We start from the raw sequence: 25517 nt of genomic DNA on the forward strand, positions 1-25517 counted from the left end.
CGGCACTGACGGGAGGAAAACCATGACTGATATTACGCAATTGCTTGGCAAAGACGCCGACAGCCTGTTACAGCATCGTTGTATGACCATTCCAGCCGACCAGCTTTACCTGCCTGGCCACGACTACGTCGACCGCGTGATGGTGGACAACAACCGCCCGCCCGCGGTACTGCGAAACATGCAGACGCTGTATAACACCGGGCGTCTGGGTGGAACCGGCTATCTGTCGATCCTGCCGGTAGACCAGGGGGTAGAACACTCTGCGGGGGCCTCCTTTGCCGCCAACCCACTCTATTTTGATCCGAAGAATATCGTGGAGCTGGCGATTGAGGCGGGCTGTAACTGTGTGGCCTCCACCTACGGCGTACTGGCGTCCGTCTCCCGCCGTTACGCGCACCGCATTCCGTTCCTGGTGAAGCTTAACCACAACGAGACCCTGAGCTATCCCACCGAGTATGACCAGACCCTCTACGCCAGCGTTGAGCAGGCCTTTAACCTCGGTGCCGTGGCGGTAGGGGCTACCATCTATTTCGGCTCGGAGCAGTCGCGCCGTCAGATTGAAGAGATCTCCGCCGCCTTCGAGCGCGCCCACGAACTGGGGCTGGTGACCGTGTTGTGGGCCTACCTGCGTAACCCAGCTTTCAACAAAGACGGCACCGACTATCACGTGTCCGCCGACTTAACCGGCCAGGCTAACCATCTGGCGGCAACCATCGGGGCGGATATCGTCAAGCAGAAAATGGCCGAAAATAACGGCGGCTACAGGGCGGTGAAATTCGGCTATACCGACGATCGGGTCTACAGCAAACTGACCAGCGATAACCCTATTGATCTGGTGCGCTACCAGCTGGCGAACTGCTATATGGGCCGCGCCGGGTTGATTAACTCCGGCGGGGCGGCAGGCGGGGAAACCGATCTCACCGATGCGGTGCGCACGGCGGTGATCAACAAACGCGCTGGCGGGATGGGGCTGATCCTCGGTCGCAAGGCGTTTAAGAAATCGATGGCCGACGGCGTGAAGCTGATTAATGCGGTGCAGGATGTCTATCTGGATAAGAAAGTGACGATCGCGTAACCCTAATGCCGGGTGACGGCTACGCCTTACCCGGCCTACCACTTAAAACCCCATTTCATTTCATTCAACGATCCCTCCCGATCCACTTCACACTTCCCCATGCTTTTGTGAAAAGTATCACTCCCCCCCGTGCAGATGCACAAAAAACGGTCGACGCTTAGCGGAATTTGTCTAAGGCAGTGGATGAATTTTGCGCTTACAGTTAGTTTCGAAACAGCTTTTCAAAATGACAGAACATGCTGAACCTACGTTGTTTTAAGGACTGAAAATGAAAATCGAATCTGTAAACGTCACCGTCTTTCAGTATCCCACGCGCCGGGTCTCCGACACCGCCGGGCACTCCCATCCGGGGCCGGAGAGTCTGGCAAAAATGGCGATGCTGACCATTACCGCAGACGATGGCACCAAAGGGTATTCATTTGCGCCGCCGGAAGTGGTGCGCCCTTTTGTGGTCAACACCTTCTTTCGTAAAGTCATGGTCGGCCAGGACGCGTTCAATCGCGAGAAGATCTGGCAGGAGCTGGCCCACTGGCAGCGCGGCAGCGCCCACCAGCTGACCGAACGCGCGCTGGGGTTTGTTGAGCAGGCGCTGTGGGATCTGATTGGTCGCAAACTGAATATGCCGGTGTGGAAACTGCTCGGCGGCTACCGCGACAAAGTCCCGGCCTACGGCAGCACCATGTGCGGCGACGATCTGCCCGGCGGCCTCTCGACGCCGGAAGAGTACGCCAGCTTTGCCGAGACGCTGGTCGCCCGCGGATACAAAGCGATTAAGCTGCACACCTGGATGCCGCCGGTCTCCTTCGCCCCCAATCCAAAGATGGACGTCAAAGCCTGTGCCGCAGTGCGTGAAGCGGTCGGCCCGGACATCGACCTGATGATCGACGGCTACCACTGGTACAGTCGCACCGAAGCGCTGTACATCGGCAAGGAGCTGGAGAAACTCAACTTCGCGTGGTTTGAAGAGCCAATGGAAGAGGAGAGCATGTCCTCCTACGCCTGGCTGGCGGAAAACCTCTCCATTCCGATCATCGGGCCGGAAAGCCTGGGCGGGAAGCACCACAGCCGCGCCGACTGGGTCAAAGCCGGGGCCTGCGATATCCTGCGCGCCGGATCGAACGGCGTCGGCGGCATCTCGCCGACCCTGAAAGTGGCGAACCTCGCGGAGTCGTTCGGGATGGACTGCGAAGTGCATGGCAACGGCGCGGCGAGCCTGGCGGTGATTGGTGCCATCAAGAATTGCCGCTGGTACGAGCGCGGCCTGTTGCACCCGTTCCTCGATTACGACGAACCGGCGGCGTATCTGCACAGCCTGATCGACCCGATGGATGACGAGGGCATGGTCAGTCTGCCGACGCGCCCGGGACTCGGCGAAGACATTAATTTTGCGTATATCGAAGCCAATACCGTCAGCCACGACTGACAGATAAAAACGTACCCTACAGGCGATATATACATGAAACGAACCTCTCTGGCTGGAGCGTGTTTACTCGCGCTCTCGCTGATGATGGGGAGCGGTGCGGCGTACGCGAAAACGCCGCCCGATCAGCTCATCATCGGCATGAACATGAACAACCTGCTGACCCTCGATCCGGCCGCGATGACCGGTAACGAAGTGGTCGGCATCGTGGTCAATCTCTACGATTCGCTGGTGGAGCTGGATCCCAATACCCTCACCAACGTCAAACCGGCGCTGGCGAAATCCTGGGACATCTCCCCGGACGGCAAAACCCTGACCTTCCACCTTCGCGACAACGTGACCTTCCACTCCGGCAATCCGCTGACCGCCGAGGACGTGGTGTGGTCGATGCGCCGCCTGCTGCATCTCAACCTCGCTCAGGCCTCGGTATGGAAATCCTACGGCTTTTCTAAGAAGAATATCGACCAGCAGATCAAAGCCCTCGATGACCACACCGTGCAGCTCACCCTGCCGAAGGCCAACGATCCGCAGCTGGTGATCTACTCCCTCGGCGCGCTGGGCAACCTCGGCGTGCTGGACCGCAAAACGGTACTCAGCCACGAGGTCAACAGCGACTGGGGCAACCGCTGGCTGACCACCAATGAAGCCGGTTCCGGCCCCTTTATGCTGGAGACCTGGCAGGCCAAAGACGTTCTGCGCATGCAGCGCAATCCGAAATACTGGCGTGAAGAGCCGAAGATGAACCGCGTGGTCCTGCGCCATTTTCAGGAGTCGCAAACCCTGCGCCTGATGGTGGAGAAGGGCGATCTGGATATCGCCAGCAACATGGCGGTGGCCGACATCAACGCCCTGCGTAAGGATCCGCAGCTGACGGTGGAAGCCGTGCAGAAGGGCACGGTCTACTACGTGGCAATGAGCATGAAGGAGGCGCACTTCGCCAACCCGAAAGTGCGTGAAGCGGTGCGCTACTTGATTGACTATCAGGGCATCAACAAGGCGCTGATGCCGGGTTACGGCGTGCTGCACCAGCGGCCAATCAAGGCGGGGATGCCGTCAACCCTGCCGGACCCGGGCTACAGGCTCGACATCGCCCGCGCCAAAAAGCTGCTGGCGGAAGCGGGCTATCCGGATGGTTTCGACACCACCCTGCGGGTGCTAGCGGACCAGCCGTTCCTCAATATCGCCATTGCGGTGCAGTCCACCCTGATGCAGGCGGGGATTAACGCCAAAATCATCACCGGCACCGGGAACCAGATCTACGGCGCGATGCGCGAGCGTAAGTTCGACATGCTGGTCGGGCGCGGCGGCAGCGGCGTGGAGCCGCATCCGCACTCCAGCCTGCGCGCGCTGGTCTACAACCCGGACAACAGCGACGAAGCCCGGCTGACCAACTTCCAGGGCTGGCGCACCGGTTTTTACGACAAGCCGCTGAACGAGATGATCGACAAGGCCCTGCTGGAGCGCGATCCGCAGAAGCAGATCGCCGATTATCAGCAGATTCAGGTGCGTTATGACCAGCTGATCCCGGCCCTGATCCCCCTGTCGCAGATGGTCGATTCGGTGGTGGTGCGTAACGAGGTGAAAAACTTCCAGTCGCATCCGTCGGCCACCACCTTCCTGCGGGAAGTGTACAAAACCGGAGGTGAAAAATGAGCGTTGCGATCCTCGCCCCGGGCTCCCGCACCCGGCGTTTCTCGAAACGACTGACCCAGGTGCTGGTGACCCTGTTCGGCCTGCTGGTGCTGACCTTCTTTATCGGCCGCGTGATGCCGGTGGATCCGGTGCTGGCGATTGTCGGCCCGGACGCCGATCACAGCACCTATCAGCAGGTGTATCACCAGCTGGGCTTTGATAAATCCCTGCTGACCCAGTTCGGCATTTATCTTAACAACCTGCTGCACGGCGACCTGGGCAATGCCCTGCTGACCGGCAAGCCGGTGCTGGATGACATTCTGCGCGTCTTCCCGGCGACCCTGGAGCTGGCGACGATGGCGATTATCGTCGGGGCCGGTCTGGGCATTCCGCTGGGGGTGCTGGCCGCCGCGCGCCGCAACAGCGTCTCGGATTACGTGGTGCGCATCATCAGCCTCGCCGGTTACTCCACGCCGATCTTCTGGGTGGGGATGATGGGGCTGCTGCTGTTCTACGCCTGGCTCGGCTGGGTAGGCGGTGCCGGACGGCTGGATCTGGGCCTGGATGGTCTGGTGCCGCGCCGTACCGGCCTGATGACCGTGGATGCCCTGCTGGCAGGCAACAGCGCGGTGTTCTGGAATGCCATTAATCACCTGGTGCTGCCGGCCTCGCTGCTGGGCTTCCACTCCCTGGCCTACATCAGCCGCATGACCCGCAGCTTTATGCTGGCCCAGCTGTCGCAGGAGTTCATCATCACCGCCCGGGTAAAAGGCCTGACCGAGCGCCAGGTGATCTGGAACCACGCGTTCCGCAATATCCTCGTGCAGCTGCTGACGGTGGTGGCACTGGCCTACGGCTCGCTGCTGGAAGGCGCGGTGCTGATTGAAACCGTCTTCTCCTGGCCGGGCTTTGGCTCATACCTCACCGGCAGCCTGCTGCTGGGGGACATGAACGCGGTGATGGGCTGCGTCCTGCTGGTGGGGATCATCTTCGTGATGCTCAACCTGCTCTCCGACATGCTGTATCAACTCTTTGACCCGAGGACGAAATCATGACCGTTTCTCTGGATACACCCCTGCAACCCGTGCGCGGCGAAGGACGTCAGCGGCTGGCGCGGATGGCCCGTCGCACCTTCGGGTTTGTCGGGCAGATGGCGCGCAACCCGCTGACGGCCATTGGTGGCGGCATCATTCTGCTGCTGCTGATCGTCGCGGCCTTCGCGCCCTGGATCGCCCCCTACAACCCGCTGGTACAGGATCTCAATAACGCCCTGGTGGCGCCGAACGCGCAGCACTGGTTCGGCACCGACGAGTTTGGCCGGGATATCTTCAGCCGCCTGGTGTATGGCTCGCGGATCACGCTCTATATCGTGCTGCTGGTGTCGGTCACCGTCGGTCCGCTGGGGCTGCTGCTGGGCGTCACCGCCGGGTACTTTGGCGGCAAGGTGGATGCGGTGCTGATGCGCGTCACCGATATCTTTATCTCCTTTCCGAGCCTGGTGCTGGCGCTGGCCTTTGTCGCGGCCCTCGGCCCGGGGCTGGAACACGTGGTGATTGCGATTACGATCACCGCCTGGCCGCCGATTGCCCGTCTGGCCCGCGCTGAAACGCTGTCACTGCGTCAGGCTGATTTTATCTCCGCCGTGCGTCTGCAGGGGGCCTCCCCGGTGCGGGTGCTGTGGCGGCACATTGTGCCCCTGTGCCTGCCGTCGGTGATTATCCGTATCACCATGAACATGGCCGGGATCATCCTGACCGCCGCCGGTCTCGGCTTCCTCGGCCTCGGGGCGCAGCCGCCGGAGCCGGAGTGGGGGGCAATGATCTCCAGCGGCCGCACCTACATGATGGAGTGCTGGTGGGTGGTAACTATTCCGGGGCTGGCGATCCTGATCAACAGCCTGGCGTTCAATTTCTTAGGAGATGGCTTACGTGACATCCTCGATCCTCGCAGCAACTAATGAGCCGCTGCTCGACGTGCGCGATCTGCACGTCGACTTTATCAACGGACGCGCGGTGACCAACGCGGTGCGCGGCGTCTCCTTTCAGCTCGGGCGCGAGAAGCTGGCGATTGTCGGCGAGTCGGGCTCGGGGAAATCCACCGTCGGAAGGGCGCTGCTGCGCCTGCATCCGGCAAAGGCGCGGATCACCGCCACCCGGATGCAGTTTGGCGATGTTGATCTTCGCAGCGTCAGCGAGGCGCAGATGCGCGGTATTCGCGGCAAGCGCATCTCGATGATCATGCAGGATCCCAAGTACTCCCTGAACCCGGTGGTCTGCGTCGGGGATCAGATTGCCGAGGCCTGGCTGACCCACCATCCGGGGCGCAAGGCGGAGGCGAAAGCCAAAGTGCTGGAGATGCTCGACGTGGTGCGCATCCGCCAGCCTGAGCGGGTGTATCAGCTCTATCCGCATGAGATCTCCGGCGGGCAGGGGCAACGCATCATGATCGCCATGATGCTGATCACCGACCCGGAGCTGGTGATCGCCGATGAACCGACCTCGGCGCTGGACGTCTCGGTGCGCCTTCAGGTGCTGGGACTGCTCGACGACCTGGTCCAGTCCCGCGGGCTGGGGCTGATCTTTATCAGCCACGACATCAACCTGGTGCGCAGCTTCTGCGACCGGGTGCTGGTGATGTACGCCGGGCGGGTGGTGGAGTCCATTGCCGCCTGCGACCTGCACAACGCGCAGCACCCCTACACGCAGGGGCTGATCGATGCCCTGCCGGAGATGAATCACCGCCGTCCGGTGCTGCCGGTGTTGCAGCGCCAGGCCAGCTGGCTGACCGAATAAGGAGCGAAAGATGATCGAGGTAAAAAACCTGAATCTGGCGTTCGGCGAAGGCGAGAAACGCAGCCAGGTGCTGTATGACGTCAATATTAACGTCCAGCCAGGAGAGATTTACGGCCTGGTGGGGGAGTCGGGATCCGGCAAAACCACGGTATTGAAGTGTCTGGCCGGGCTGTTCACCCACTGGGACGGGGCGCTGGCGATCAACGGGCAGCCGCTGGAGCGGCGCATCAGCCCCCAGCGCTGTCGGCTGGTGCAGATGGTGTTTCAGGATCCCTACGGTTCGCTGCATCCGCGGCATACCATCGGCGATATTCTGGAAGAGCCGCTGCAGATCCACGGCATCAACGACCGGGATCGGCGCATTCATGCCCTGCTGGATAAAGTCGGCCTCAACCGCGCCTTCCGCGACCGTTATCCGCATCAGCTCTCCGGCGGCCAGCGTCAGCGCGTGGCGATTGCCCGGGCGCTGATCCTTGAGCCGCAGGTGCTGCTGCTCGACGAGCCCACCTCGGCGCTGGACGTCTCGGTGCAGGCGGAGATCTTAAACCTGCTGGCGGAGCTGCAGCGGGAGTCGAAGCTGACCTACCTGATGGTGACCCACGACCTCGGGGTGATTGCCCACCTGTGCCAGAAGGTGGCGGTGATGCAGTACGGGAAAATCCTCGAAACGCTGACGGTGGACGATCTGGTAGCGGGGCAGGCGCAAACCGATTACACCCGGATGCTGGTCAATGCCAGCCAGCAGTATTCCCGCGAGATGGCGAGGGAGGTGGCAGTGTATTAGTGCGGTTTGTTTGCCGGGTGGCGGAGGTAAAAGTTTTGTAGGCCGGGTAAGCGCAGCGCCACCCGGCAATACTCAGCGCAGAAGCGGGCAATCCGGCGGCAGCCGACACCGGATTGCGCCCGGTAACAGGGCAATGCGGAAATGGTCGCCGCTCAGCGGTTCGCCGTCCAGGTTAAAGGTCATCCCGTGCGGAGCGACGACCTCGAACCAGGCGGACTGTCCATCAATCACGTTCGGGCTCTCCTCCGGTTTGGTCAGGGTGGTCAGCAGGGCCGGAAGCAGCTCATTGGCAGAAAAAATCCGCAGCTGCAGCTGCCCGTCATTTATCAGCGCATCCGGACAGAGCTGCTGCCCACCGCCCGCCTGACGGCCATTACCGATACCAATCACCAGCGCATCACCCTGCCAGCGAAAGTTCTCGCCGCGAATTTCACAGGTGTCGGGTTTGAGCAAATCCATGCGCGCCAGCCCGTGGATCAGGTACGACACGCCGCCGAGCGCGGCTTTCAGTTTCTCCGGGGTTTCGCTGGTAATGCGGGTGCCAAATCCGCCCGTCGCCATATTGATAAAGCAGGTTTCATCATTCACCCGGGCAATATCCACCGCCGTGGCTTTACCGGCGATCGCCAGTTGCAGGGCTTTATCGAGCGCCTCCGGGATCCCCGCGCTGGTGGCAAAATCGTTGGCGGTGCCGAGAGGCAGAATGCCCAGCGCCGGACGCTGCGCCTCTGGCAGGTCAATCAGTGCCGTCGCCACTTCATTAATGGTGCCATCGCCGCCGCCCGCAATGACGGTCTCCACCCCGAGGTCGCAGGCTTCCTGAATATAACGGGCTGCATCACCTTTCTCCCATGTCACGCGGACATGGATCACCACCCCTTCTTCACGAAGAAGCGTCACGGCTTCGCGCAACAGATCGTTGCCTGTTCCTTTGCCGTTCAGAATTAATAAACTTGCCGGATAGGTCGCCATCCACATTGCTCCTGTGCTGATCTTTCAAAAGTGTATCGCAGCGCGGGGAAAAGCGGGTAAGAAGAGGATGAAAGGGTAAAAATTAAATGAGTGGCGAGCCAAAACGTGCGCCACTCGGACACTAACCGTTATGGCGCAATGGCACCATACGGGCATAACGCGAAGACACAATCAGGGTGATGCTTGCAGCGTGTCATCAAAGTGCCATCGTTACCCGGGCAGCCGGATTTGGTGACAAATGAGGACCAAAAGGTGGCGTTATAAGGAAAAGTGCGCAGGATATGTAGCTTTTTGAGTTTGCCATCAATGGCAATCCCGAAGGGACCAGTAACAAGAACCGAGCCGGTGCTGATAAAATAATCGCCTTTATACCAGATTATCAGTCTCAAATTTTTAACAGTCAGAACGTGAATGAATATGGTTCCGGTACGAGGGCACACCATCCTGTTTTCGACCACCCAGTACATAGATTTCTCCTTCTCCTTAAGTGAAATTTCATTCACATGAAGAATAGCATCATGTACGTCCTTGAATACCCAGCCTTTAATAAATTGATGATTAAACTTACTTCTCCTTGAAAATAAAGATTAATTTACATTAAGGACACTGATGGATGATGGCGGCAGGAGGGATTTTCAGGCAAAAAAATTAGCCTGCGTAAGGGAGATTACACAGGCTAAGGAGGTGGTTCCTGGTACAGCTAGCATTTATGGGTTATGTTTTTCAGCGTCATGGATAATACCCGTATCAAACGCAGCGGTATGTGATCGAATTCTAAGAATCATCTCATACCAAAAAATAACCCTTCACGCTTAGCCAACGTGCGGATTACGGGTGTTTTCCCCGGTGAAATTGCGCATCAGCAGGGCATAGTCCAGGGAAATATCCTCCGGTACCGGCAGCCAGACGGTATGACCGTCTCCCGGCGCGACGTCTACCGCTTCCCCTTTGCCATTTTCCATATGTTCGAGGGTGAAATTGACGTTGCCCTGTGGGGTCATCAACTCCAGGCTGTTGCCCACGAGGAATTTGTTTTTCACCGCTACCGCTGCCAGAGGCCCTTTGCGCTCGCCGGTGAACTCACCGACAAACTGCTGGCGCTCGGAAAGGGAGTGGCCGTAGTCATAGTTCTGATAATCATCATGGGTATGACGACGCAGGAAGCCTTCGGTATAGCCGCGGTGCGCCAGCCCTTCCAGGGTTTCCAGCAGGGTCGGGTCGAACGGTTTACCCGCCGCCGCATCGTCAATCGCCTTGCGATAGACCTGGGCGGTACGCGCGCAGTAGTAATAGGATTTGGTGCGGCCTTCAATCTTCAGGGAGTGGACGCCCATCTGGGTCAGGCGTTCAACGTGGGCGATGGCGCGCAGATCTTTCGAGTTCATGATGTAGGTGCCGTGCTCGTCTTCAAACGCGGTCATGTACTCGCCCGGGCGCTGGGCCTCTTCAATCATAAATACGCTGTCGGTCGGCGCACCGATGCCCAGCGTCGGCTCAATGGTCTGCACCGGGATCGGCTCGTGCTTATGCACGATGTTGCCCACCTCATCCTGCTTACCTTCCTGGACCTTATATTCCCAGCGGCAGGCGTTGGTGCAGGTACCCTGATTAGGGTCACGCTTGTTGATGTAGCCAGAGAGCAGGCAGCGGCCGGAGTAGGCCATGCACAGCGCGCCGTGGACGAAAATCTCAAGCTCCATTTCCGGCACCTGGCTGCGGATCTCTTCGATCTCTTCCAGCGACAGCTCGCGGGAGAGGATCACGCGGGTCAGCCCCATCTGCTGCCAGAATTTCACCGTCGCCCAGTTAACGGCATTCGCCTGTACCGAGAGGTGAATGTCCATCTCCGGGAAGTTCTCCCGCACCAGCATGATTAAACCCGGGTCCGACATGATTAACGCATCCGGTCCCATCTCCACCACCGGTTTCAGGTCGCGAATAAAGGTCTTCAGCTTGGCGTTATGCGGGGCGATGTTCACCACCACGTAGAATTTTTTCCCCTGCGCGTGGGCTTCGTTGATGCCGAGCTGCAGATTCTCGTGGTTGAATTCGTTGTTACGCACGCGCAGCGAGTAACGCGGCTGGCCCGCATAGACGGCATCGGCGCCATAGGCGAAGGCGTAACGCATATTTTTCAGCGTTCCCGCCGGGGAGAGGAGTTCCGGTTTAAACATGTTTGTTCTCGTTCTGATGACAGGTCAGATGCGCTCACAGGTGGGCGCCGGGAGGAGATCCCATACTTTAAGGGCGGGCATTGTAACGCTGTGGGGCAGGGAGGTAAACCATTCAGATAACGAAACGCCGACGGCAGGGCAGTACCGTCGGCGTTTTATTCAGCGGGGGACTCAGAGGTCGTCCTGGGTGTGATCGACAATAATTTCCAGCGTCTTACGAATGATATCGGCTTTCACGACGTCGTGAGTAGCCTCAATCTGCTTGATCAGTCGTAAAATAATCGCTTTGTTGGTCAGCGGTTCCTTCGCATCCAGAATCGCGTTCACAACAGTTTCCAGCAGCGCCCACTCTTCGGCTAACAGACCGCCAGCGCTACGAAAATAGTTGGCCAACGCTTCGTTTGGCAGTTCTTCATAAAAGTCTGATTTCTGGAGCATAGCCTGGCTCATAGGTGTCACACCGGTTAAGTTAAGGAATGAATAGTACAGTCAGTGTTTTTTGCTGTTGGCTTGCTGGCTATTGCCAAACAGGGGGTACACATTGCTGTTGTGTCGACCATCCGTGTCCCAATCCTGCTGTTCACTCACCGGTTTACGCCTTGTGCCATCCTTTCCGTCATTGGAAATCTCCAGAATGATTTGGGAAAGCACGTTGCGACGCTGGCCGTCCTGCTCTGCGGATAACATCTGTTGTAACCGTTGCAGCAAGAGCTTCATGCTGATCGGGCCGTTATCCTTAAGCAGAGAAAGGGTGGCTTCGCCAATAAGTTCATCAGTAAGTCGTTCATGGTCACTTCTGTTCATAACTACGTCTCTGTCGCCACCTTCACATGCAGGGTGAATGCGGCATTAAGTCAGTCTGTGGCGACAGTATAAAAAAACTGTCCGGAAGAAAGAACTGACTTGAAAACAATTCAATTAGCGGCTGTGGGCGTACGTCTCTTAACGATCAAACAGCAGGCCAATCAGCGTTTGGTAACGGCTCTCCTCTTCCCGATCCGATGCCTGTTCCATTCGGTAAAGCAGTCGGGTGCAGATGGCTTTACGGTTGAGGATTTTACCTTCCCGCAGGATCTCCACCACGATTTGTCCCAGCATCTCCTGCTGGGAAGGCAGGTTTGCTTTATTAAAGTATTGTGCGATGGCATTGGCTGTATTCGGTGCAAACCCGTTCTGGCGCATCTGTCACTCCTGAAATCAGCAATGCTGAAAATGGTTAATGTCTTGTTAACTGCTAAATACTGTACATACTAATTGTACAACTTAACAAATATATTTTGATCATTATGTGCTAACTTAAAGTAATCAATGTGTTAACTGTAAAATATATGGAAATAAAGAAAGGAATTATTGTACATTTTCGCTAATTTTAACCTTTACACCCGTAACAGGAACAGGGCGCAGCAGCCCCCGGGTGGGTTAACAAGACGTACAGTCAACCATCTGATACTGTGGACTTTCATTCACCTCCTCTATTGGAAACCCTATGCTCACTACCATCATTTACCGGAGTCACTTTCGTGACCACGTGCCGGTTACTGTGCTGGAAGACATGGTTGTTGCAGCAAACAAAAAGAACAGGGAAGCCGATGTCAGCGGCATTCTACTGTTTAACGGCAAGCTCTTTTTTCAGCTGCTCGAAGGACCTGAGGAGAACGTAAGAGCCATTTATGACGCAATATGCAAAGACCCGCGCCATCACAACGTAGTGGAACTGCTGTGTGATTACTCCCCTGCGCGGCGTTTCGGTAAATGCGGAATGGAACTCTTTGATTTACGTAAATATATTCCCCGCGAAGTACTGCAAAACGTGCTGGATAAAGGCACCACCAGGTACCAGCTAACCTATAACGACAGGGCGCTACAGTTCTTCAGAACCTTTGTCGAGGAGAGTGAAAAAGAGAACTATTTTGAGCTGCCGTCAGGGGATCACTGGGAGTTTATTGCCGATACTGAGGCTGCCAGCGTTCGCTCCCTGCCGCAGCGCTACAGCGAGGTATGCAACTTCGCCTTCCAGCCAATTATCGATCCGCTGGCGCGGGAAATTGTCGCTCTGGAAGCCCTGGTCCGCACCCCGGAAGGGGAGATCGCCCGACACTGGTTCGAAGGGTTGGTGGGCAATGAACTCTACGAAGCCGACCTCAAAAGCAAGAGCGTCGCCTTTGCAATGGCCCGCGAGCTGGGGCTGGGAGAGCAGAGCCTGTCCGTAAACCTGCTCCCGATGACCCTGGTCAACGTGCCTGATGCAGTGAGCTATCTGATTCAGGAGATAGAGGCTAACGGGCTGGTGGCCGAGCAGATCATCGTGGAATTTACCGAGAACGAAGTCATCTCCCGTCTCGACGAATTCACCGGCGCGGTGCGTGAGTTGAAGGCTGCGGGCATCGGCGTGGCGATTGACCACTTTGGCGGCGGTTTTGCCGGGCTGCTGCTGCTGGCACAGTTCCAGCCGGACCGGATTAAGATCAACCGCGACCTGATCCGCGACGTGCACAAGAGCGGTCCACGCCAGGCCATCGTGCTGGCCATCATCAAATGTTGTACAGCTTTGGAAATTCTGATCTCTGCAGTGGGTATTGAGCAGCCAGAAGAGTGGATGTGGCTCGAATCGGCAGGCGTTTCTCACTTCCAGGGGCACCTGTTTGCCCACCCCCAGCTGGCTGGCATCCCGCCTGTTTGCTGGCCTGAGCCGCGCGATCCCCTGTTAAAGTGATACAAACCCGCCAGTGATACAATTCTGTTGTACAATATAACGGGTTGTACAGCCCGATGAGATTCGTTACTTTGTTTACAGAATATATCGATCAGGCATGGGGAATCGATGGCCGCTTACAGTATTGGCGATGTCGCAGAACGCTGCGGCATCAACCCCGTCACACTACGCGCATGGCAGCGCCGATATGGTCTGCTCAAACCGCAGCGCAGTGAAGGCGGGCATCGACAATTTGACGACGACGACATCCAGCGCATTGAGGAGATCAAGCGCTGGATTGAGCGTGGCGTGCCGGTGGGTAAGGTCAAAGCCCTGCTCGATCAGGACAAAGCGCCCGAGCCAGGAGACTGGCGTACGCTGCAGGAAGAGATGATGGGGACGCTGCGCCAGGTCAGCCCTGGGAAATGCCGGGCCCAGATCCTGGCGTTTTGCCAGCATCATCCTGTGGATGCGCTCATCGACCAGGTATTTATTCCCGTCCGGGAAACCCTCAGTCTCGATCACAACACCGCCGGCATAATGGGCAGCATGCTGGACGGCATTCTCATTGAGCAGGCGGTCACCAGCCTGAGCGAATCACGCGTCAAAGCGGGCCGGGATGCACTACTGATTGGCTGGAGCGTAGAGGATCGTACCCGTCTGTGGCTGGAGGCGTGGCGTCTTTCCCAGCGCGGCTGGCGCATCAACGTGTTTGCTGAACCGCTGGAGATACCCCATCCGGAGTTCTTCCCCGGTCAGCATATCCTTGTCTGGGCCGGGCAAAGGCTATCGCCGCAACAGCGTCTGCAGCTGGAGCACTGGCAAAAGCAGGGATACAGCATTACCGCCCACGGAGCAGCCGACGCTGCCTGATGAGATCGCCCGCCGCAGCGGGTCACTTTTTACCTGTCACGCGCCGATCCGGCACGCATCCGCTTCCCAGCGATACCCAACACCATACACCGCACGAATAAACGACTGATCCGCGTCGAGGGACTCCAGTTTGCGCCGCAGGTTTTTGATATGGCTGTCGATAGTCCGGTCGGTCACCACCCGGTAGTCATCATACAGATGGTTCAGCAGCTGCTCGCGGGAGAAGACCTTGCCCGGCTCGTGCGACAGGGTTTTCAGCAGGCGGAACTCGGCGGGGGTCAAATCCAGCAGCTTGCTGCGCCAGCTGGCCTGAAAACGACTTTCATCGATGATTAACGGACTTTCAGCATCCAGCGCCTGCAGCTCGCGCTGCGGTTTGCAGCGGCGCAGAATGGTTTTCACCCGGGCCACCACTTCACGCGGGCTGTAGGGTTTGCAGATGTAGTCATCGGCGCCAATCTCCAGCCCCAGCAGGCGGTCGATCTCTTCGATTTTGGCGGTCACCATCACAATCGGCACTTCGGAGAAGCGGCGGATCTCGCGGCATAGGGTCAGGCCGTCGGTGCCGGGCAGCATCAGATCGAGCAGGATCAGATCCGGCGGCGTCTGGCGCACGTAGGGCAGGACCTGATCCCCGTGGCTGATAAGCGACGGGGCATAACTTGCCGCCCGCAGATAGTCGATGAGTAACTGCCCAAGCTTAGGCTCATCCTCTACGATCAGGATGCGGGGGGTATTTTCGTCAATGGGTAACTCAGTCATATTTCTCTCGATAAATCGCGTTCCAGCGGTAGCTCTACTGTAATGCTAACCCCGCCAAAAGGCGAATGGGCGGCACGGAGGGTCCCGCCGTGGGCCTCGACGATGTTAACGCAGATCGCAAGCCCCAGCCCGGATCCGCCGCTGGCCCGGTTGCGGGAGCCTTCGGTGCGATAAAAACGCTCAAACAGCTTGCTCAGCTGCTCATCAGAGACGCCGGGGGCGGTGTCGGCAAAGGTTAGCGCGAAGCGGTGATCTTCACATTTGCCGGAAATACGCAGCGCGCCGCCCGCGTCGGTATAGCGCAGGCAGTTTTCCAGCAGGTTGTTAAAGAGCTGCATCAGCCGGTCGCGATCGCCAAACACCACCGCGTGCTCCGGCAGCGACAGCTCAATGCGCAGGTCGCGGCTGGCGAAGCGTTCCCGGAAGACGCCGCTAGCCATTTCCAGAATGTTAATCACGTCGACGGGCGCTTTCTGGTAGGCCAGCGCCCCCTCGTCGGACATCGACAGCTGATGCAGATCGTCCACCAGCTTGGTGAGCGTGCCGACTTCCGCCTGCAGGGAGGTGACGGATTCCGGGGTGAACTTGCGCACGCCGTCCTGAATCGCCTCCAGCTCGCCGCGCAGCACCGCCAGCGGGGTGCGCAGCTCGTGGGAGATATCGGCCATAAAGTCCCGGCGCATCTGCTGGTTCTTCTCGAGCGTGCTGGCCAGCTGGTTAAAGTCCTGCGCCAGCTTGCCCAGTTCGTCCTGGCTACGGGTATCCACCCGGGTCGAGAAATTGCCCGCCGCCAGCTGGTGGGTGCCGTCCACCAGCCGTTTAACCGGAGCCAGCAGGCCGCGCGCCAGCGGGAAGGTCGCCAGCGCCGCCAGCAGGGTGGAAAGGGCGACAATCAGCCAGCTGGTCTGACGCTGCTGTCGGTCAAAGTTAATGTCGGTATTGCGCGTCAGCCGTTCCACCGGAGAGGCAATCACCCAGCCGACCGCCGCCCCGTTCACCGTGATGGCCCGCTTTGTGCCGTCCGGCGGCACCGGGGCGCGAGGGCCAACCAGCACCCGCATCTCCTGGTCGATCACCCAGAACTGGGTGCGCCAGCCGTGAGGCGGCATACCGGGGCCGGGACGATCGTCGTCGGTGTCGTGCTCCAGCGAGCGCAGGATCTGGAAGATAAAGCGGTCATTGTTGCGTAAAAAGCGCCAGTTGCCGTGCAGGGCATACTGCTCGGCCAGCGCATCGCTTAAGCCCTGTAACCGCTGCTCGTTACCGTGCTTGATGTAGTCGATAAAGCCGCGCTCAAAGCTGACCCGCACCGCCCAGTGCATGGTGATCAGCAGCACGATGCAGGTGGCAAAAATAGCCAGAAACAGCTTGCCGGTAATGCCGGGCCGCCAGAACTTCATGGTTCACTCCTTTTGCGCCGCCTGATGACGACATTCTTGCTGGTATCATTTGGGACCCGGGCGAAAACAAAGGCCGGCAGGGCGATAATCACCGCCATGCTCAGGTAGGTGTAGAGGAACACCTGATGAACGACGGGGCTGTCGGCGGTCAGGTGGTGCTGGCCGTACATGCCCAGCAGCAGCCCGGCGATGGTGACGCCGACGCTCATCGACAGCTGCATGATCATCGACAGCAGGCTGTTGCCGCTGCTCGCCAGCTCATCGGGCAGATCCTTCAGGGTCAGGGTGTTCATGGAGGAGAAGCGGATGGAGTTGATCATCCCCTGGCAGAACAGCACCAGCGGCAGGACGTAGTACCAGCCGAGCAGCGCCACGGCCATAAACAGCAGGCTCACCAGCGCCAGCCCGAGGGTGGCGGCCACCAGCACCCGGCGATAGCCCAGCGCATTCACCACCTGGACCACAATGCGCTTCATCCCCATGCTGCCGAGCACCATCGGGATCATCATCAGCCCGGCGTGGAACGGCGAAAAGCCAAGGCCAATCTGCAAGAAGACCGGGGTCATAAACGGCAGCATTCCGCTGCCGATGCGCCCGACAAAGCTCCCAAGCAGCCCCAGCCGGTAGGTGGTATTGCGAAACAGGCTCAGGCTGAACAGCGCGCGATCGTTATCCCGCGCATGCCACAGATACCAGAGAACAGACATCACGCCGATGGCGATCAGCCCCACCAGCGACAGGGTGGAGATCCCCAGCCCTTTCTGACCGTCGAGGGCTAGCGTAAGGGTTGCCATGCCCGCCGCCAGCAGGACGAAGCCCCCCAGATCGAAGCGCCGGGTCTGCATCTTGTAGTTCGGCATCAGCGAGAGGGTGGCAATGGCGCCGATAATGCCCACCGGCAGGTTGATCAGGAAGATCCAGTGCCAGGAGGCATACTCCACCAGCATCCCGCCGAGGGCCGGGCCGAGCAGCGGCCCCACCTGGCCGGGCAGGGTGACGAAGGTCATCGCCGCCATGTACTGCTCGCGCGGGACGATCTTCATCACCGTCAGCCTGCCGACCGGCACCATCATCGCCCCGCCGACGCCCTGCAACACCCGGGACATTACCAGCTCGTTGAGGGTCTCCGCCCGGGCGCAGAACAGCGACCCGGCGGTAAACAGCACGATGGCGGTAAAGAAGATATTACGCACCCCGACCTTATCCGCCAGCCAGCCGCTGGCGGGCAGCATCACCGCCACCGTCAGCACGTAGGCGACGATCACCATATGCATATGCAGCGGGCTCTCCCCCAGGCTTTGCGCCATTGAGGGGAGGGCGGTATTGACGATGGTCGTATCCAGGGCCTGCATAAAGAAGCCGAAGGCGACAATCCACAACTGCCAGCGAACGTTAGCGGGGAGATCCGTCATTAGCCGTTTACCGTCTCTTTCTGTTTACGTGAAAAACGCACCCGTAAGCGGTCAAAGAACAGATAGACCACCGGGGTGGTGTAGAGCGTCAGCAGCTGGCTCATCACCAGCCCGCCGACAATGGTGATCCCCAGCGGCTGGCGCAGCTCCGCGCCATCACCGCTGGAAATTACCAGCGGCAGGGCACCGAACAGCGCCGCCAGGGTTGTCATCATGATCGGGCGAAAACGCAGCAGGCAGGCCTGGAAGATCGCCTCCTGCGGGGTCATGTTGCCGTTGCGCTGCGCTTCCAGGGCAAAGTCCACCATCATGATGGCGTTTTTCTTCACGATCCCGATTAACAGCATAATGCCAATTAGCGCAATCAGGCTGAAGGGCGCGCCAAACAGCTCCAGCGCCAGCAACGCCCCCACGCCCGCCGAGGGCAGGGTGGAGAGAATAGTCAGCGGATGGACATAGCTCTCGTAGAGCACCCCAAGCACGATATAGACCGTGGCGATTGCCGCCAGGATCAGGATCACCTGCGAGTTCATGGTCTCCTGGAATACCTGAGCGGTCCCGGCGAAGCTGCCGCGCACCGTTGACGGCACGCCGAGCTGGGTCATGGCGCGGTTAATGGCATCGCTGGCTTCCGACAGGGATTTGCCGGTGGGCAGGTTAAAAGACACCGTCGAGGCCGCCGACAGCCCCTGGTGATTGACCGACAGCGGCGCGTTCGACGGCTGCCAGCGGGCGAAGTACGACAGCGGGATCGCCTTGCCGTCGTTATTAATCACGAACATCTTATCCAGGGCGCTGATGTCCTGGGTATAGCGCGGATCGACCTCCATCACCACCTTGTACTGGTTCATTGGCTGATAGATGGTCGAAATCTGCCGCTGGCCGAAGGCGTTGTTCAGCAGGCTGTTGGCGGCGTTCACATCAATGCCCAGCCGGGACATGGTTTCGCGGTCGTAGGTCAGGGCCATCTCCGCCCCATTGTCCTGCTGGTCGGAGTTAACGTCCGCCAGCTCCGGCAGGGCCGCCAGCGCCTTGCGGATCTTCGGCTCCCACTCCCTGAGTGCCGCCAGATCGTCCGACAGCAGCGTGTACTGGTAGCTGGCGTTCGACTGACGCCCGCCGACGCGGATATCCTGCACCGCCACCAGGAACATGTTTGCCCCCGGCTCTTTGGCGAGCTTGCCCCGCAGGCGGTCGATCACCTGTTGGGCGGTTTCGTTACGCTCGTCGCGCGGCTTGAGGGTGATAAACATCATCCCGCTGTTGACCCGCGAGCCGCCGGTAAAGCCGGTGACGTTATCCACGGCTTTATCTTCGCGGATGATCTTCATAAAGTCCTGCAGCTTGCCGCGCATCGCCTGGAAGGAGATGCTCTGGTCGGCCTGGATCCCGCCCATCAGCACCCCGGTGTCCTGCTCCGGGAAGAAGGTTTTCGGGATGGTGATGTACATCCAGACGTTAAGCGCGATGGTGCCGATCAGCACCAGACCGACGATCCGGGTGTGGTTCAGCACCCATTTCAGGGATTTGCCGTAGCTTGCCTGCAATGCCATCAGCAACCGGCCAAAACCTCTCTTGCGCGGCTGCGACTGGGGCGGGCTGCGCTTGAGCATCCAGCCGCACATCATCGGCGTCAGGGTTAAGGAGACTAACAGCGAAATGCCGATCGCCACCGACAGGGTGACGGCGAACTCCCGCAGCAGACGCCCCGGCAGGCCGTCCATCAGCAGCAGCGGCAGGAACACCGCCACCAGCGACAGGCTCATGGAGAGCACGGTAAAGCCCACCTCCCGCGAGCCCTGCAACGCCGCCTGCAGCGGCTTCATCCCCGCTTCGAGGTGGCGGGAGATGTTCTCCAGCACCACGATGGCGTCATCCACCACAAAGCCGGTGGCGATGGTCAGGGCCATCAGCGACAGGTTGTTCAGGCTAAAGCCGCACAGGTACATGGCGGCGAAGGTGCCGATCAGCGATACCGGGACCGCCACCGCCGGGATCAGCGTCGCGCGCCCGGAGCGCAGGAACAGGAACACCACCAGGATCACCAGCGCCACCGAGATAATCAGCGACTGCTCCACCTCCTCCAGCGAGGCGCGAATGGTCGGGGAGCGATCCTGGGCGATCTGCAGATCGATGGCCGCCGGAATGGTCTCCTGCAGCTCCGGCAGACGGGCGCGGATGCTGTTCACCGTCTCAATAATGTTGGCTTCCGGCAGCTTGCGGATCATCAGCAAAATGGCCGGTTTGGCGTTGGTCATCCCGGCGTTACGCACGTCCTGCACCGAGTCGGTGACGCTCGCCACATCGCTTAAGCGCACCGCCGCGCCGTTGTTGTAGTGGATGATTAAGGGCTGATATTCCGCCGCGGTTTTCAGCTCGTCGTTGGTCTGGATCTGCCAGCGGCGGCTGCCGTCCTCCACGGAACCTTGCGGTTTACGCACGTTGGCGTTGCTGATGGCGCTGCGCACGTCATCCAGCGAGACCCCCTGATTAAACAGCGCCTGGGGGTTGAGCCCCACGCGCACCGCGGGCAGGGAGCTGCCGCCGACGTCCACATCGCCCACGCCGTCGATCTGGGCGATGGTCTGCGCCAGCTGGGTGGAGGCGAAGTCGTACAGCTGCCCCTGGGAGTAAGTGTCCGAGGTAAGCGTCAGGATCATGATCGGCGCATCGGACGGGTTAGCTTTGCGGTAGGTCGGCCGGCTCGGCATCCCGCTCGGGAGCAGGCTCTGCGCGGCGTTGATCGCCGCCTGCACGTCGCGCGCCGCGCCGTTGATGTCGCGGTTAAAGTTAAATTCCAGAATGATGCGGGTGCTGCCGAGCGAGCTGCTGGAGGTCATCTCGTTGACCCCGGCGATGCGCCCCAGCGAGCGCTCCAGCGGCGTCGCCACCGACGAGGCCATGGTCTCCGGCGAAGCCCCGGGCAGCGAGGCGCTGACCATGATCACCGGGAAATCCACCTGCGGCAGCGGGGCCACCGGCAGCAGCCGGAAGCCGAGCACGCCGCAGAGGGTAATGGCCAGCGAAATCAAAATCGTCGCCACCGGGCGGTAAATGAAGAGGGCAAAGAACTTCACTTACGCCTCCTCTTCTTCACGTTTCGGGAAGCGGCTTTTGCCCCACAGCGCCAGTCGGTCAAACAGCAGATAGATCACCGGGGTGGTGAACAGGGTTAACACCTGGCTCACCAGCAGACCGCCGACCATACCGATGCCTAACGGACGACGCAGCTCGGCCCCGACCCCGGTGCTGAGCATCAGTGGCAGGGCACCGAGCAGCGCGGCGAGGGTGGTCATCAGAATCGGACGGAAACGCAGCAGGCAGGCCTGATAGATCGCCTCCCGCGGTGCCATGCCCTGCTCGCGCTCGGCGGCGAGGGCAAAGTCGATCATCATGATGGCGTTCTTCTTGACGATGCCGATGAGCAGAATGATGCCGATGATTGCAATCACGTCCAGCTCGCTGCCCGCCAGCATCAGCGCCAGCAGGGCCCCCACGCCCGCCGTCGGCAGGGTCGAGAGGATGGTGATCGGGTGGATAAAGCTCTCGTACAGCACCCCCAGCACGATGTACATCGCCACCACCGCGGCGATAATCAACCAGATGGTGCTCCCGAGCGCCGCCTGGAAGGCGAGGGTGCTGCCCTGGAATTTGGTCTGGATATCGGTCGGGAAGCTGAGGTTTTTCTCCGCATCGGTGATCGCCTGCACCGCTTCGCCCAGCGAGTATTCATCCGGGACGTTAAACGAGATGGTTGTGGACGGGAACTGATCCAGATGGTTCACCGCCAGCGGGGTATAGCGCTCCTCCACTTTGGCAATGGCGCTCAGCGGCACAATACCGCCGCTGCTGCTGGTCAGGCGCACCGAATCCAGCGCTGCCAGCCCGGGCGTCTGCCGGGTGTCGTGCTCCAGCACCACCCGGTACTGGTTGGCCTGGGTGTAGATGGTGGAGATCAGGCGCTGGCCGAAGGCGTTGTACAGGGCGTTATCCACGTCCGCCATGGAGATCCCCAGACGGCTGGCGCTGTCGCGATCGACGTTGATATAAGCCGCCAGCCCTTTGTCCTGCCAGTCGCTGCTGACGTCGGAGAGCTGGGGCAGCTGCTGGAGCTCATCCACCAGCTGCGGTACCCAGGTGCTGAGGGCGTCGAGGCTGGTGGCCTGCAGGGTGAACTGATACTGGGTGCGGCTCACCGTGGTGTCGATGGTCAGATCCTGCGTCGGCTGCAGGTACAGCTCCACGCCCGGCACCTTCGCCACCGCGTTCTGCAACCGCGTGATGACGGTGTTAACCCGGTCGTCGCGATCGTCCAGCGGCTTGAGGTTGATCTGCAGGCGGGCGCTGTTGAGCGACGGGTTGGTGCCATCGACGCCGACAAAGGACGTCAGGCTCTCCACCGCCGGGTCCTGCATAATCACTTCCGAGACCGCCTGCTGGCGCTGGGCCATGCTGGCGAAGGAGACTGACTGCGGGGCCTGTAGGGTGCCCTGAATAATGCCGTTATCCTGGATCGGGAAGAAGCCTTTCGGGATCATCACCCACAGCAGCATGCTCAGGGCCAGGGTGCCCAGCGCCACGCCAAGGGTCGCCCAGGGGTGGTTCAGCACTTTCGCCAGCAGGCGGCCATAGGCGGCAATAATGCGCTCGAACATGCGCTCCGAGGCGCGGGAGAAGCGGTTCTGCTTGCGCAGGGATTCATGGCTGAGCATGCGGGCGCACATCATCGGGGTCAGGGTCAGGGAGACCACCGCCGAGATGAGGATCGCCACCGCCAGGGTCACGGCAAACTCGCGGAACAGGCGTCCGACGATATCGCCCATAAACAGCAGCGGGATCAGCACCGCAATCAGCGAGAAGGTGAGGGAGATAATGGTAAAGCCAATCTCACCGGCCCCTTTAAGGGCTGCGGCCAGCGGCTTTTCGCCCTTTTCGATGTAGCGGGAGATGTTCTCAATCACCACGATGGCATCATCCACCACGAAGCCGGTGGCGATGGTCAGGGCCATCAGCGTCAGGTTGTTGATCGAAAAATCGAGGAACACCATCACCGCGAAGGTCCCCACCAGCGACAGCGGTACCGCCACGGCGGGAATAATGGTCGCCGGAACGTTGCGCAGGAACAGGTAGATGATCATCACCACCAGCGCAATCGCCAGCATCAGCTCAAACTGGGTGTCGCTGACCGAGGCGCGAATGTTGGTGGTGCGATCCGACAGCACCTTAACGCTCACCGACTTCGGCAGGCTGTCAATCAGCGTGGGCAGCATGGTGCGAATGCTGTCGGCGGTATCAATGATATTCGCCCCCGGCTGGCGCTGGACGTTCATCACGATCGCCTGCTGCTTGTTGGCCCACGCCCCGAGCCAGCTGTTTTCCGCCCCTTGTTCGACGGTCGCCACATCCCCCAGGCGGATCGCCGCCCCGTTCTGATAAGCAACGATCAGCTGACGATACTCGTCGGCGGACTGCATCTGGTCGTTGGCGGAGAGCGTCACCGCCCGGGTCGGGCCATCGAGCGAGCCTTTCGCCGAGTTGACGTTGGCGTTAGTGATGGCGGTGCGGATGGTTTCGCTGGTCAGCCCGAGGGCGGCAATCGCCTGGGCGTTGAGCTTGACGCGCACTGCCGGGCGCTGGCCGCCGGAGAGGGTCACCAGCCCGACGCCGGAGACCTGGGAGATCTTCTGCGCCACCCGGGTTTCTACCATGTCTTCGACCTGGGTCATCGGCATGGCGGAGGAGGTGACGGCGAGGGTCATGAGCGGCGGATCCGCCGGGTTAACCTTGCTGTAGACCGGCGGGTTAGGCAGGTCGGACGGCAGCAGGTTGGTGGCGGCATTGATCGCGGCCTGCACCTCCTGCTCGGCAACGTCCAGCGACAGGCTGAGCTGGAACTGCAGCGTGACGACCGACGCGCCGCCGGAACTCTGGGAAGACATCTGCTTCAGGCCTGACATCTGGCCAAACTGGCGCTCCAGCGGGGCGGTGATGGCGGAGGTGACCACATCCGGGCTGGCGCCTGGATAGAGCGTCACCACCTGAATGGTCGGGTAATCCACTTCCGGCAGGGCGGAGACCGGCAGGAAGCGGTAGCCAATGATCCCCGCCAGCAGGATCGCCACCATCAACAGGGTGGTGGCGACAGGGCGGAGGATAAACAGACGTGACGGCCCGCCTGTAGCGCTCGGGGGCATCACCTGCATCAGGCGTTCTCTCCCTGTTTTTTATGCTCGCGTTTTGCCGGCTGGGCAGGGGTGTCGGCGTGGGCTTCCACCACCTCTACTTTGGCCCCTTCGGTCAGACGGTCGATGCCGTCGGTGACCACCCGGTCGCCTGCCGACAGCCCGGCGGCAATGACCACGCTCTGGCTGTCCTGAATGCCCGGTTTCACCAGGTGTTTGCTGACTTTGTTGTCGCTGTTCAGCACCCAGACGAAGTTGCCTTCGTTACCCATCTGCAGGGCCGCGGTTGGGATCACTACCGCGTTCTCTTCGGTAGCCACCAGCATCCGGGCGTTAACAAACTGGTTCGGGAACAGGGCGTCGTCCTGATTGTTGAAGCGCGCTTTCAGCTTGATGGTGCCGGTGGTGGTATCGATCTGGTTGTCGAGGCTCAGCAGGGTGCCGTCGCTCAGCTTCTGCTTGTTGGCCCGATCCCAGGCTTCCACCGTTAAGCTCTGCCCGGCTTTCTGGGCCTGGATCACGGTGGCGATATCGCTCTCCGGCAGGGTGAAGACCAGATCGATAGGGTGGGTCTGGGTCAGTACCACAATGCCGGTGGTATCGCCGCTGGAGATTTGGTTGCCGATATCCACCTGCTTTAAGCCGACACGCCCGTCGATTGGGGCGGTGATACGGCTCCAGTCGAGCTGGAGCTGCGCGCTGGCCACCGCGGCCTGATCCGCTTTGATGGTGCCGAGGCTTTCGCTGACCAGCGCCTGCTGGGCGTCAAGCTCCTGGCGGGAGACGAGGTTGGTTTTCACCAGTTGCTGATAACGGGCCAGATCGCGGCGGGCATTGGCGAGGGTGGCGGTGTCTTTCGCCAGCTGTCCTTGTGCCTGGGCCAGCGCCACTTTGAACTGGCTGGGATCGATTTCCGCCAGCAGATCGCCGGCTTTTACCTGTTGCCCTTCCTGGAAGTGCAGGGCGATCAGCTGCCCGTCGACGCGGCTGCGCACGGTGACGGTGTTGGCGGCGGTTATGGTGCCGAGCCCGGAGAGATAGCGCGGCACGGATTTACTCACCGCCGTGGCGGCCTGCACCGGGGCCAGCGGGCCGCTGCGCATGCCGTGGCGACCACCACCGCCCGCCGGGCGCTGCGCCTGGCTGGACGTACCGGCAGGGGCCGAAGCGTGTTGATGCCAGTACCACGCGGCGGCAAGGGCCACCACAATGATGCCAGCGGCGATTACCCAGCGGGATTTATTGCGGCCTTTCATCGTTATACGTACTCATCCTGAAACTGTGCGGAAAATAATACTAGTTTAGTGAGGTAATGAAGCAGAAAAATGGAGGAAATATGGAAGACTG

General features: G+C 60.0%; 21 protein-coding genes. 9 read left to right on the top strand and 12 right to left on the bottom strand.

All coding sequences use genetic code 11. The features are described 5' to 3' along the window. The first annotated feature begins 22 nt into the window (after window positions 1-22). The 7 genes from fbaB to WFO70_RS01925 all read left to right on the top strand — a co-directional run bounded on the left by fbaB (window position 23) and on the right by WFO70_RS01925 (window position 7703). On the top strand, window positions 23-1075 hold the full coding sequence (fbaB, locus tag WFO70_RS01895; protein ID WP_337014436.1) for a class I fructose-bisphosphate aldolase: 1053 nt from the start codon (window positions 23-25) through the stop codon (window positions 1073-1075). Window positions 1076-1343: 268 nt separating this feature from the next. Further along, window positions 1344-2498 (top strand): mandelate racemase family protein, encoded by a 1155-nt coding sequence (locus WFO70_RS01900; RefSeq protein ID WP_337014437.1) that lies wholly within the window; start codon window positions 1344-1346, stop codon window positions 2496-2498. 33 nt (window positions 2499-2531) lie between these two features. Then, window positions 2532-4148 (top strand): ABC transporter substrate-binding protein, encoded by a 1617-nt coding sequence (locus WFO70_RS01905; protein WP_337014438.1) that lies wholly within the window; start codon window positions 2532-2534, stop codon window positions 4146-4148. Then, window positions 4145-5182, top strand: a complete 1038-nt coding sequence (locus WFO70_RS01910; protein WP_337014439.1) for an ABC transporter permease — start codon at window positions 4145-4147, stop codon at window positions 5180-5182. Before WFO70_RS01905 ends, WFO70_RS01910 begins: the two co-directional genes overlap by 4 nt. Then, window positions 5179-6084, top strand: coding sequence for an ABC transporter permease (locus tag WFO70_RS01915; protein ID WP_337014440.1), 906 nt, complete (start codon window positions 5179-5181; stop codon window positions 6082-6084). Before WFO70_RS01910 ends, WFO70_RS01915 begins: the two co-directional genes overlap by 4 nt. Next, complete coding sequence (locus WFO70_RS01920; protein WP_337016560.1) at window positions 6056-6919, top strand: ABC transporter ATP-binding protein; 864 nt, start codon at window positions 6056-6058, stop codon at window positions 6917-6919. The genes WFO70_RS01915 and WFO70_RS01920 overlap by 29 nt, the downstream gene beginning before the upstream one ends. Window positions 6920-6929: 10 nt before the next feature. Next, window positions 6930-7703, top strand: a complete 774-nt coding sequence (locus WFO70_RS01925; RefSeq protein WP_106993524.1) for an ABC transporter ATP-binding protein — start codon at window positions 6930-6932, stop codon at window positions 7701-7703. 72 nt (window positions 7704-7775) lie between these two features. Here the strand turns inward: WFO70_RS01925 and yegS are convergent, their stop codons facing one another. The 6 genes from yegS to ycgZ form a co-directional block, all read right to left on the bottom strand. Further along, complete coding sequence (yegS, locus tag WFO70_RS01930) at window positions 7776-8675, bottom strand: lipid kinase YegS (protein WP_337014441.1); 900 nt, start codon at window positions 8673-8675, stop codon at window positions 7776-7778. 128 nt (window positions 8676-8803) lie between these two features. Next, entirely contained in the window at window positions 8804-9142 is a 339-nt protein-coding gene (locus WFO70_RS01935; RefSeq protein ID WP_337014442.1) for an anti-adapter protein iraM, read from the bottom strand. Window positions 9143-9487: 345 nt separating this feature from the next. Further along, complete coding sequence (gene trhP, locus WFO70_RS01940) at window positions 9488-10849, bottom strand: prephenate-dependent tRNA uridine(34) hydroxylase TrhP (protein ID WP_337014443.1); 1362 nt, start codon at window positions 10847-10849, stop codon at window positions 9488-9490. Window positions 10850-11020: 171 nt separating this feature from the next. Further along, a complete protein-coding gene (locus WFO70_RS01945; RefSeq protein ID WP_337016562.1) occupies window positions 11021-11287 on the bottom strand; it encodes a biofilm development regulator YmgB/AriR family protein in 267 nt (88 codons plus the stop codon). A gap of 51 nt (window positions 11288-11338) precedes the next feature. After that, window positions 11339-11653, bottom strand: a complete 315-nt coding sequence (locus WFO70_RS01950; RefSeq protein WP_337014444.1) for a hypothetical protein — start codon at window positions 11651-11653, stop codon at window positions 11339-11341. 138 nt (window positions 11654-11791) lie between these two features. Continuing rightward, window positions 11792-12031 carry a regulatory protein YcgZ gene (gene ycgZ / locus WFO70_RS01955; RefSeq protein ID WP_337014445.1) on the bottom strand — a complete coding sequence of 80 codons (240 nt, stop codon included), beginning with the start codon at window positions 12029-12031 and terminating at the stop codon, window positions 11792-11794. Between the two features lie 304 nt (window positions 12032-12335). Here ycgZ and WFO70_RS01960 point away from each other — a divergent pair, with 304 nt between their 5' ends. After that, window positions 12336-13562 carry a diguanylate phosphodiesterase gene (locus tag WFO70_RS01960; protein WP_337014446.1) on the top strand — a complete coding sequence of 409 codons (1227 nt, stop codon included), beginning with the start codon at window positions 12336-12338 and terminating at the stop codon, window positions 13560-13562. Window positions 13563-13670: 108 nt separating this feature from the next. Then, a complete protein-coding gene (locus tag WFO70_RS01965) occupies window positions 13671-14414 on the top strand; it encodes a MerR family transcriptional regulator (RefSeq protein ID WP_337014447.1) in 744 nt (247 codons plus the stop codon). A gap of 36 nt (window positions 14415-14450) precedes the next feature. On the opposite strand, the gene baeR is transcribed toward WFO70_RS01965, so the two are convergent. The 6 genes from baeR to WFO70_RS01995 are packed head-to-tail and all read right to left on the bottom strand — an operon-like array spanning window position 14451 to window position 25426. Then, the gene (baeR, locus tag WFO70_RS01970) at window positions 14451-15176 is read right to left on the bottom strand and encodes a two-component system response regulator BaeR (protein ID WP_307761929.1); all 726 of its coding nucleotides are present in this window, start codon (window positions 15174-15176) and stop codon (window positions 14451-14453) included. Beyond that, entirely contained in the window at window positions 15173-16576 is a 1404-nt protein-coding gene (gene baeS, locus WFO70_RS01975) for a two-component system sensor histidine kinase BaeS (RefSeq protein ID WP_337014448.1), read from the bottom strand. The genes baeR and baeS overlap by 4 nt, the downstream gene beginning before the upstream one ends. Continuing rightward, window positions 16573-17988, bottom strand: a complete 1416-nt coding sequence (locus tag WFO70_RS01980) for an MFS transporter (RefSeq protein ID WP_337014449.1) — start codon at window positions 17986-17988, stop codon at window positions 16573-16575. Before WFO70_RS01980 ends, baeS begins: the two co-directional genes overlap by 4 nt. Then, window positions 17988-21065 (bottom strand): multidrug efflux RND transporter permease subunit MdtC, encoded by a 3078-nt coding sequence (gene mdtC, locus WFO70_RS01985; protein ID WP_337014450.1) that lies wholly within the window; start codon window positions 21063-21065, stop codon window positions 17988-17990. The genes WFO70_RS01980 and mdtC overlap by 1 nt, the downstream gene beginning before the upstream one ends. Further along, window positions 21066-24191 (bottom strand): MdtB/MuxB family multidrug efflux RND transporter permease subunit, encoded by a 3126-nt coding sequence (locus WFO70_RS01990; RefSeq protein WP_337014451.1) that lies wholly within the window; start codon window positions 24189-24191, stop codon window positions 21066-21068. Continuing rightward, window positions 24191-25426: an MdtA/MuxA family multidrug efflux RND transporter periplasmic adaptor subunit gene (locus tag WFO70_RS01995; RefSeq protein WP_337014452.1), complete on the bottom strand. Its 1236-nt coding sequence runs from the start codon at window positions 25424-25426 to the stop codon at window positions 24191-24193. Before WFO70_RS01995 ends, WFO70_RS01990 begins: the two co-directional genes overlap by 1 nt. Window positions 25427-25517 lie beyond the last annotated feature (91 nt).

It is taken from the genome of Leclercia sp. AS011 (assembly GCF_037152535.1).
Classification (GTDB): Bacteria; Pseudomonadota; Gammaproteobacteria; order Enterobacterales; family Enterobacteriaceae; genus Enterobacter.

What these genes read in the sequence shown, in the direction of transcription:
- WFO70_RS01935 (WP_337014442.1), bottom strand. Translation starts at nt 9,142, where the DNA reads ATGTACTGGGTGGTCGAAAACAGGATGGTGTGCCCTCGTACCGGAACC.
- ycgZ (WP_337014445.1), bottom strand. Translation starts at nt 12,031, where the DNA reads ATGCGCCAGAACGGGTTTGCACCGAATACAGCCAATGCCATCGCACAA.
- WFO70_RS01905 (WP_337014438.1), top strand. Translation starts at nt 2,532, where the DNA reads ATGAAACGAACCTCTCTGGCTGGAGCGTGTTTACTCGCGCTCTCGCTG.
- WFO70_RS01990 (WP_337014451.1), bottom strand. Translation starts at nt 24,191, where the DNA reads ATGCAGGTGATGCCCCCGAGCGCTACAGGCGGGCCGTCACGTCTGTTT.
- WFO70_RS01900 (WP_337014437.1), top strand. Translation starts at nt 1,344, where the DNA reads ATGAAAATCGAATCTGTAAACGTCACCGTCTTTCAGTATCCCACGCGC.
- WFO70_RS01980 (WP_337014449.1), bottom strand. Translation starts at nt 17,988, where the DNA reads ATGACGGATCTCCCCGCTAACGTTCGCTGGCAGTTGTGGATTGTCGCC.
- WFO70_RS01915 (WP_337014440.1), top strand. Translation starts at nt 5,179, where the DNA reads ATGACCGTTTCTCTGGATACACCCCTGCAACCCGTGCGCGGCGAAGGA.
- fbaB (WP_337014436.1), top strand. Translation starts at nt 23, where the DNA reads ATGACTGATATTACGCAATTGCTTGGCAAAGACGCCGACAGCCTGTTA.
- WFO70_RS01995 (WP_337014452.1), bottom strand. Translation starts at nt 25,426, where the DNA reads ATGAAAGGCCGCAATAAATCCCGCTGGGTAATCGCCGCTGGCATCATT.
- WFO70_RS01965 (WP_337014447.1), top strand. Translation starts at nt 13,671, where the DNA reads ATGGCCGCTTACAGTATTGGCGATGTCGCAGAACGCTGCGGCATCAAC.
- trhP (WP_337014443.1), bottom strand. Translation starts at nt 10,849, where the DNA reads ATGTTTAAACCGGAACTCCTCTCCCCGGCGGGAACGCTGAAAAATATG.
- WFO70_RS01925 (WP_106993524.1), top strand. Translation starts at nt 6,930, where the DNA reads ATGATCGAGGTAAAAAACCTGAATCTGGCGTTCGGCGAAGGCGAGAAA.
- WFO70_RS01910 (WP_337014439.1), top strand. Translation starts at nt 4,145, where the DNA reads ATGAGCGTTGCGATCCTCGCCCCGGGCTCCCGCACCCGGCGTTTCTCG.
- WFO70_RS01945 (WP_337016562.1), bottom strand. Translation starts at nt 11,287, where the DNA reads ATGCTCCAGAAATCAGACTTTTATGAAGAACTGCCAAACGAAGCGTTG.
- baeR (WP_307761929.1), bottom strand. Translation starts at nt 15,176, where the DNA reads ATGACTGAGTTACCCATTGACGAAAATACCCCCCGCATCCTGATCGTA.
- WFO70_RS01960 (WP_337014446.1), top strand. Translation starts at nt 12,336, where the DNA reads ATGCTCACTACCATCATTTACCGGAGTCACTTTCGTGACCACGTGCCG.
- yegS (WP_337014441.1), bottom strand. Translation starts at nt 8,675, where the DNA reads ATGGCGACCTATCCGGCAAGTTTATTAATTCTGAACGGCAAAGGAACA.
- baeS (WP_337014448.1), bottom strand. Translation starts at nt 16,576, where the DNA reads ATGAAGTTCTGGCGGCCCGGCATTACCGGCAAGCTGTTTCTGGCTATT.
- WFO70_RS01950 (WP_337014444.1), bottom strand. Translation starts at nt 11,653, where the DNA reads ATGAACAGAAGTGACCATGAACGACTTACTGATGAACTTATTGGCGAA.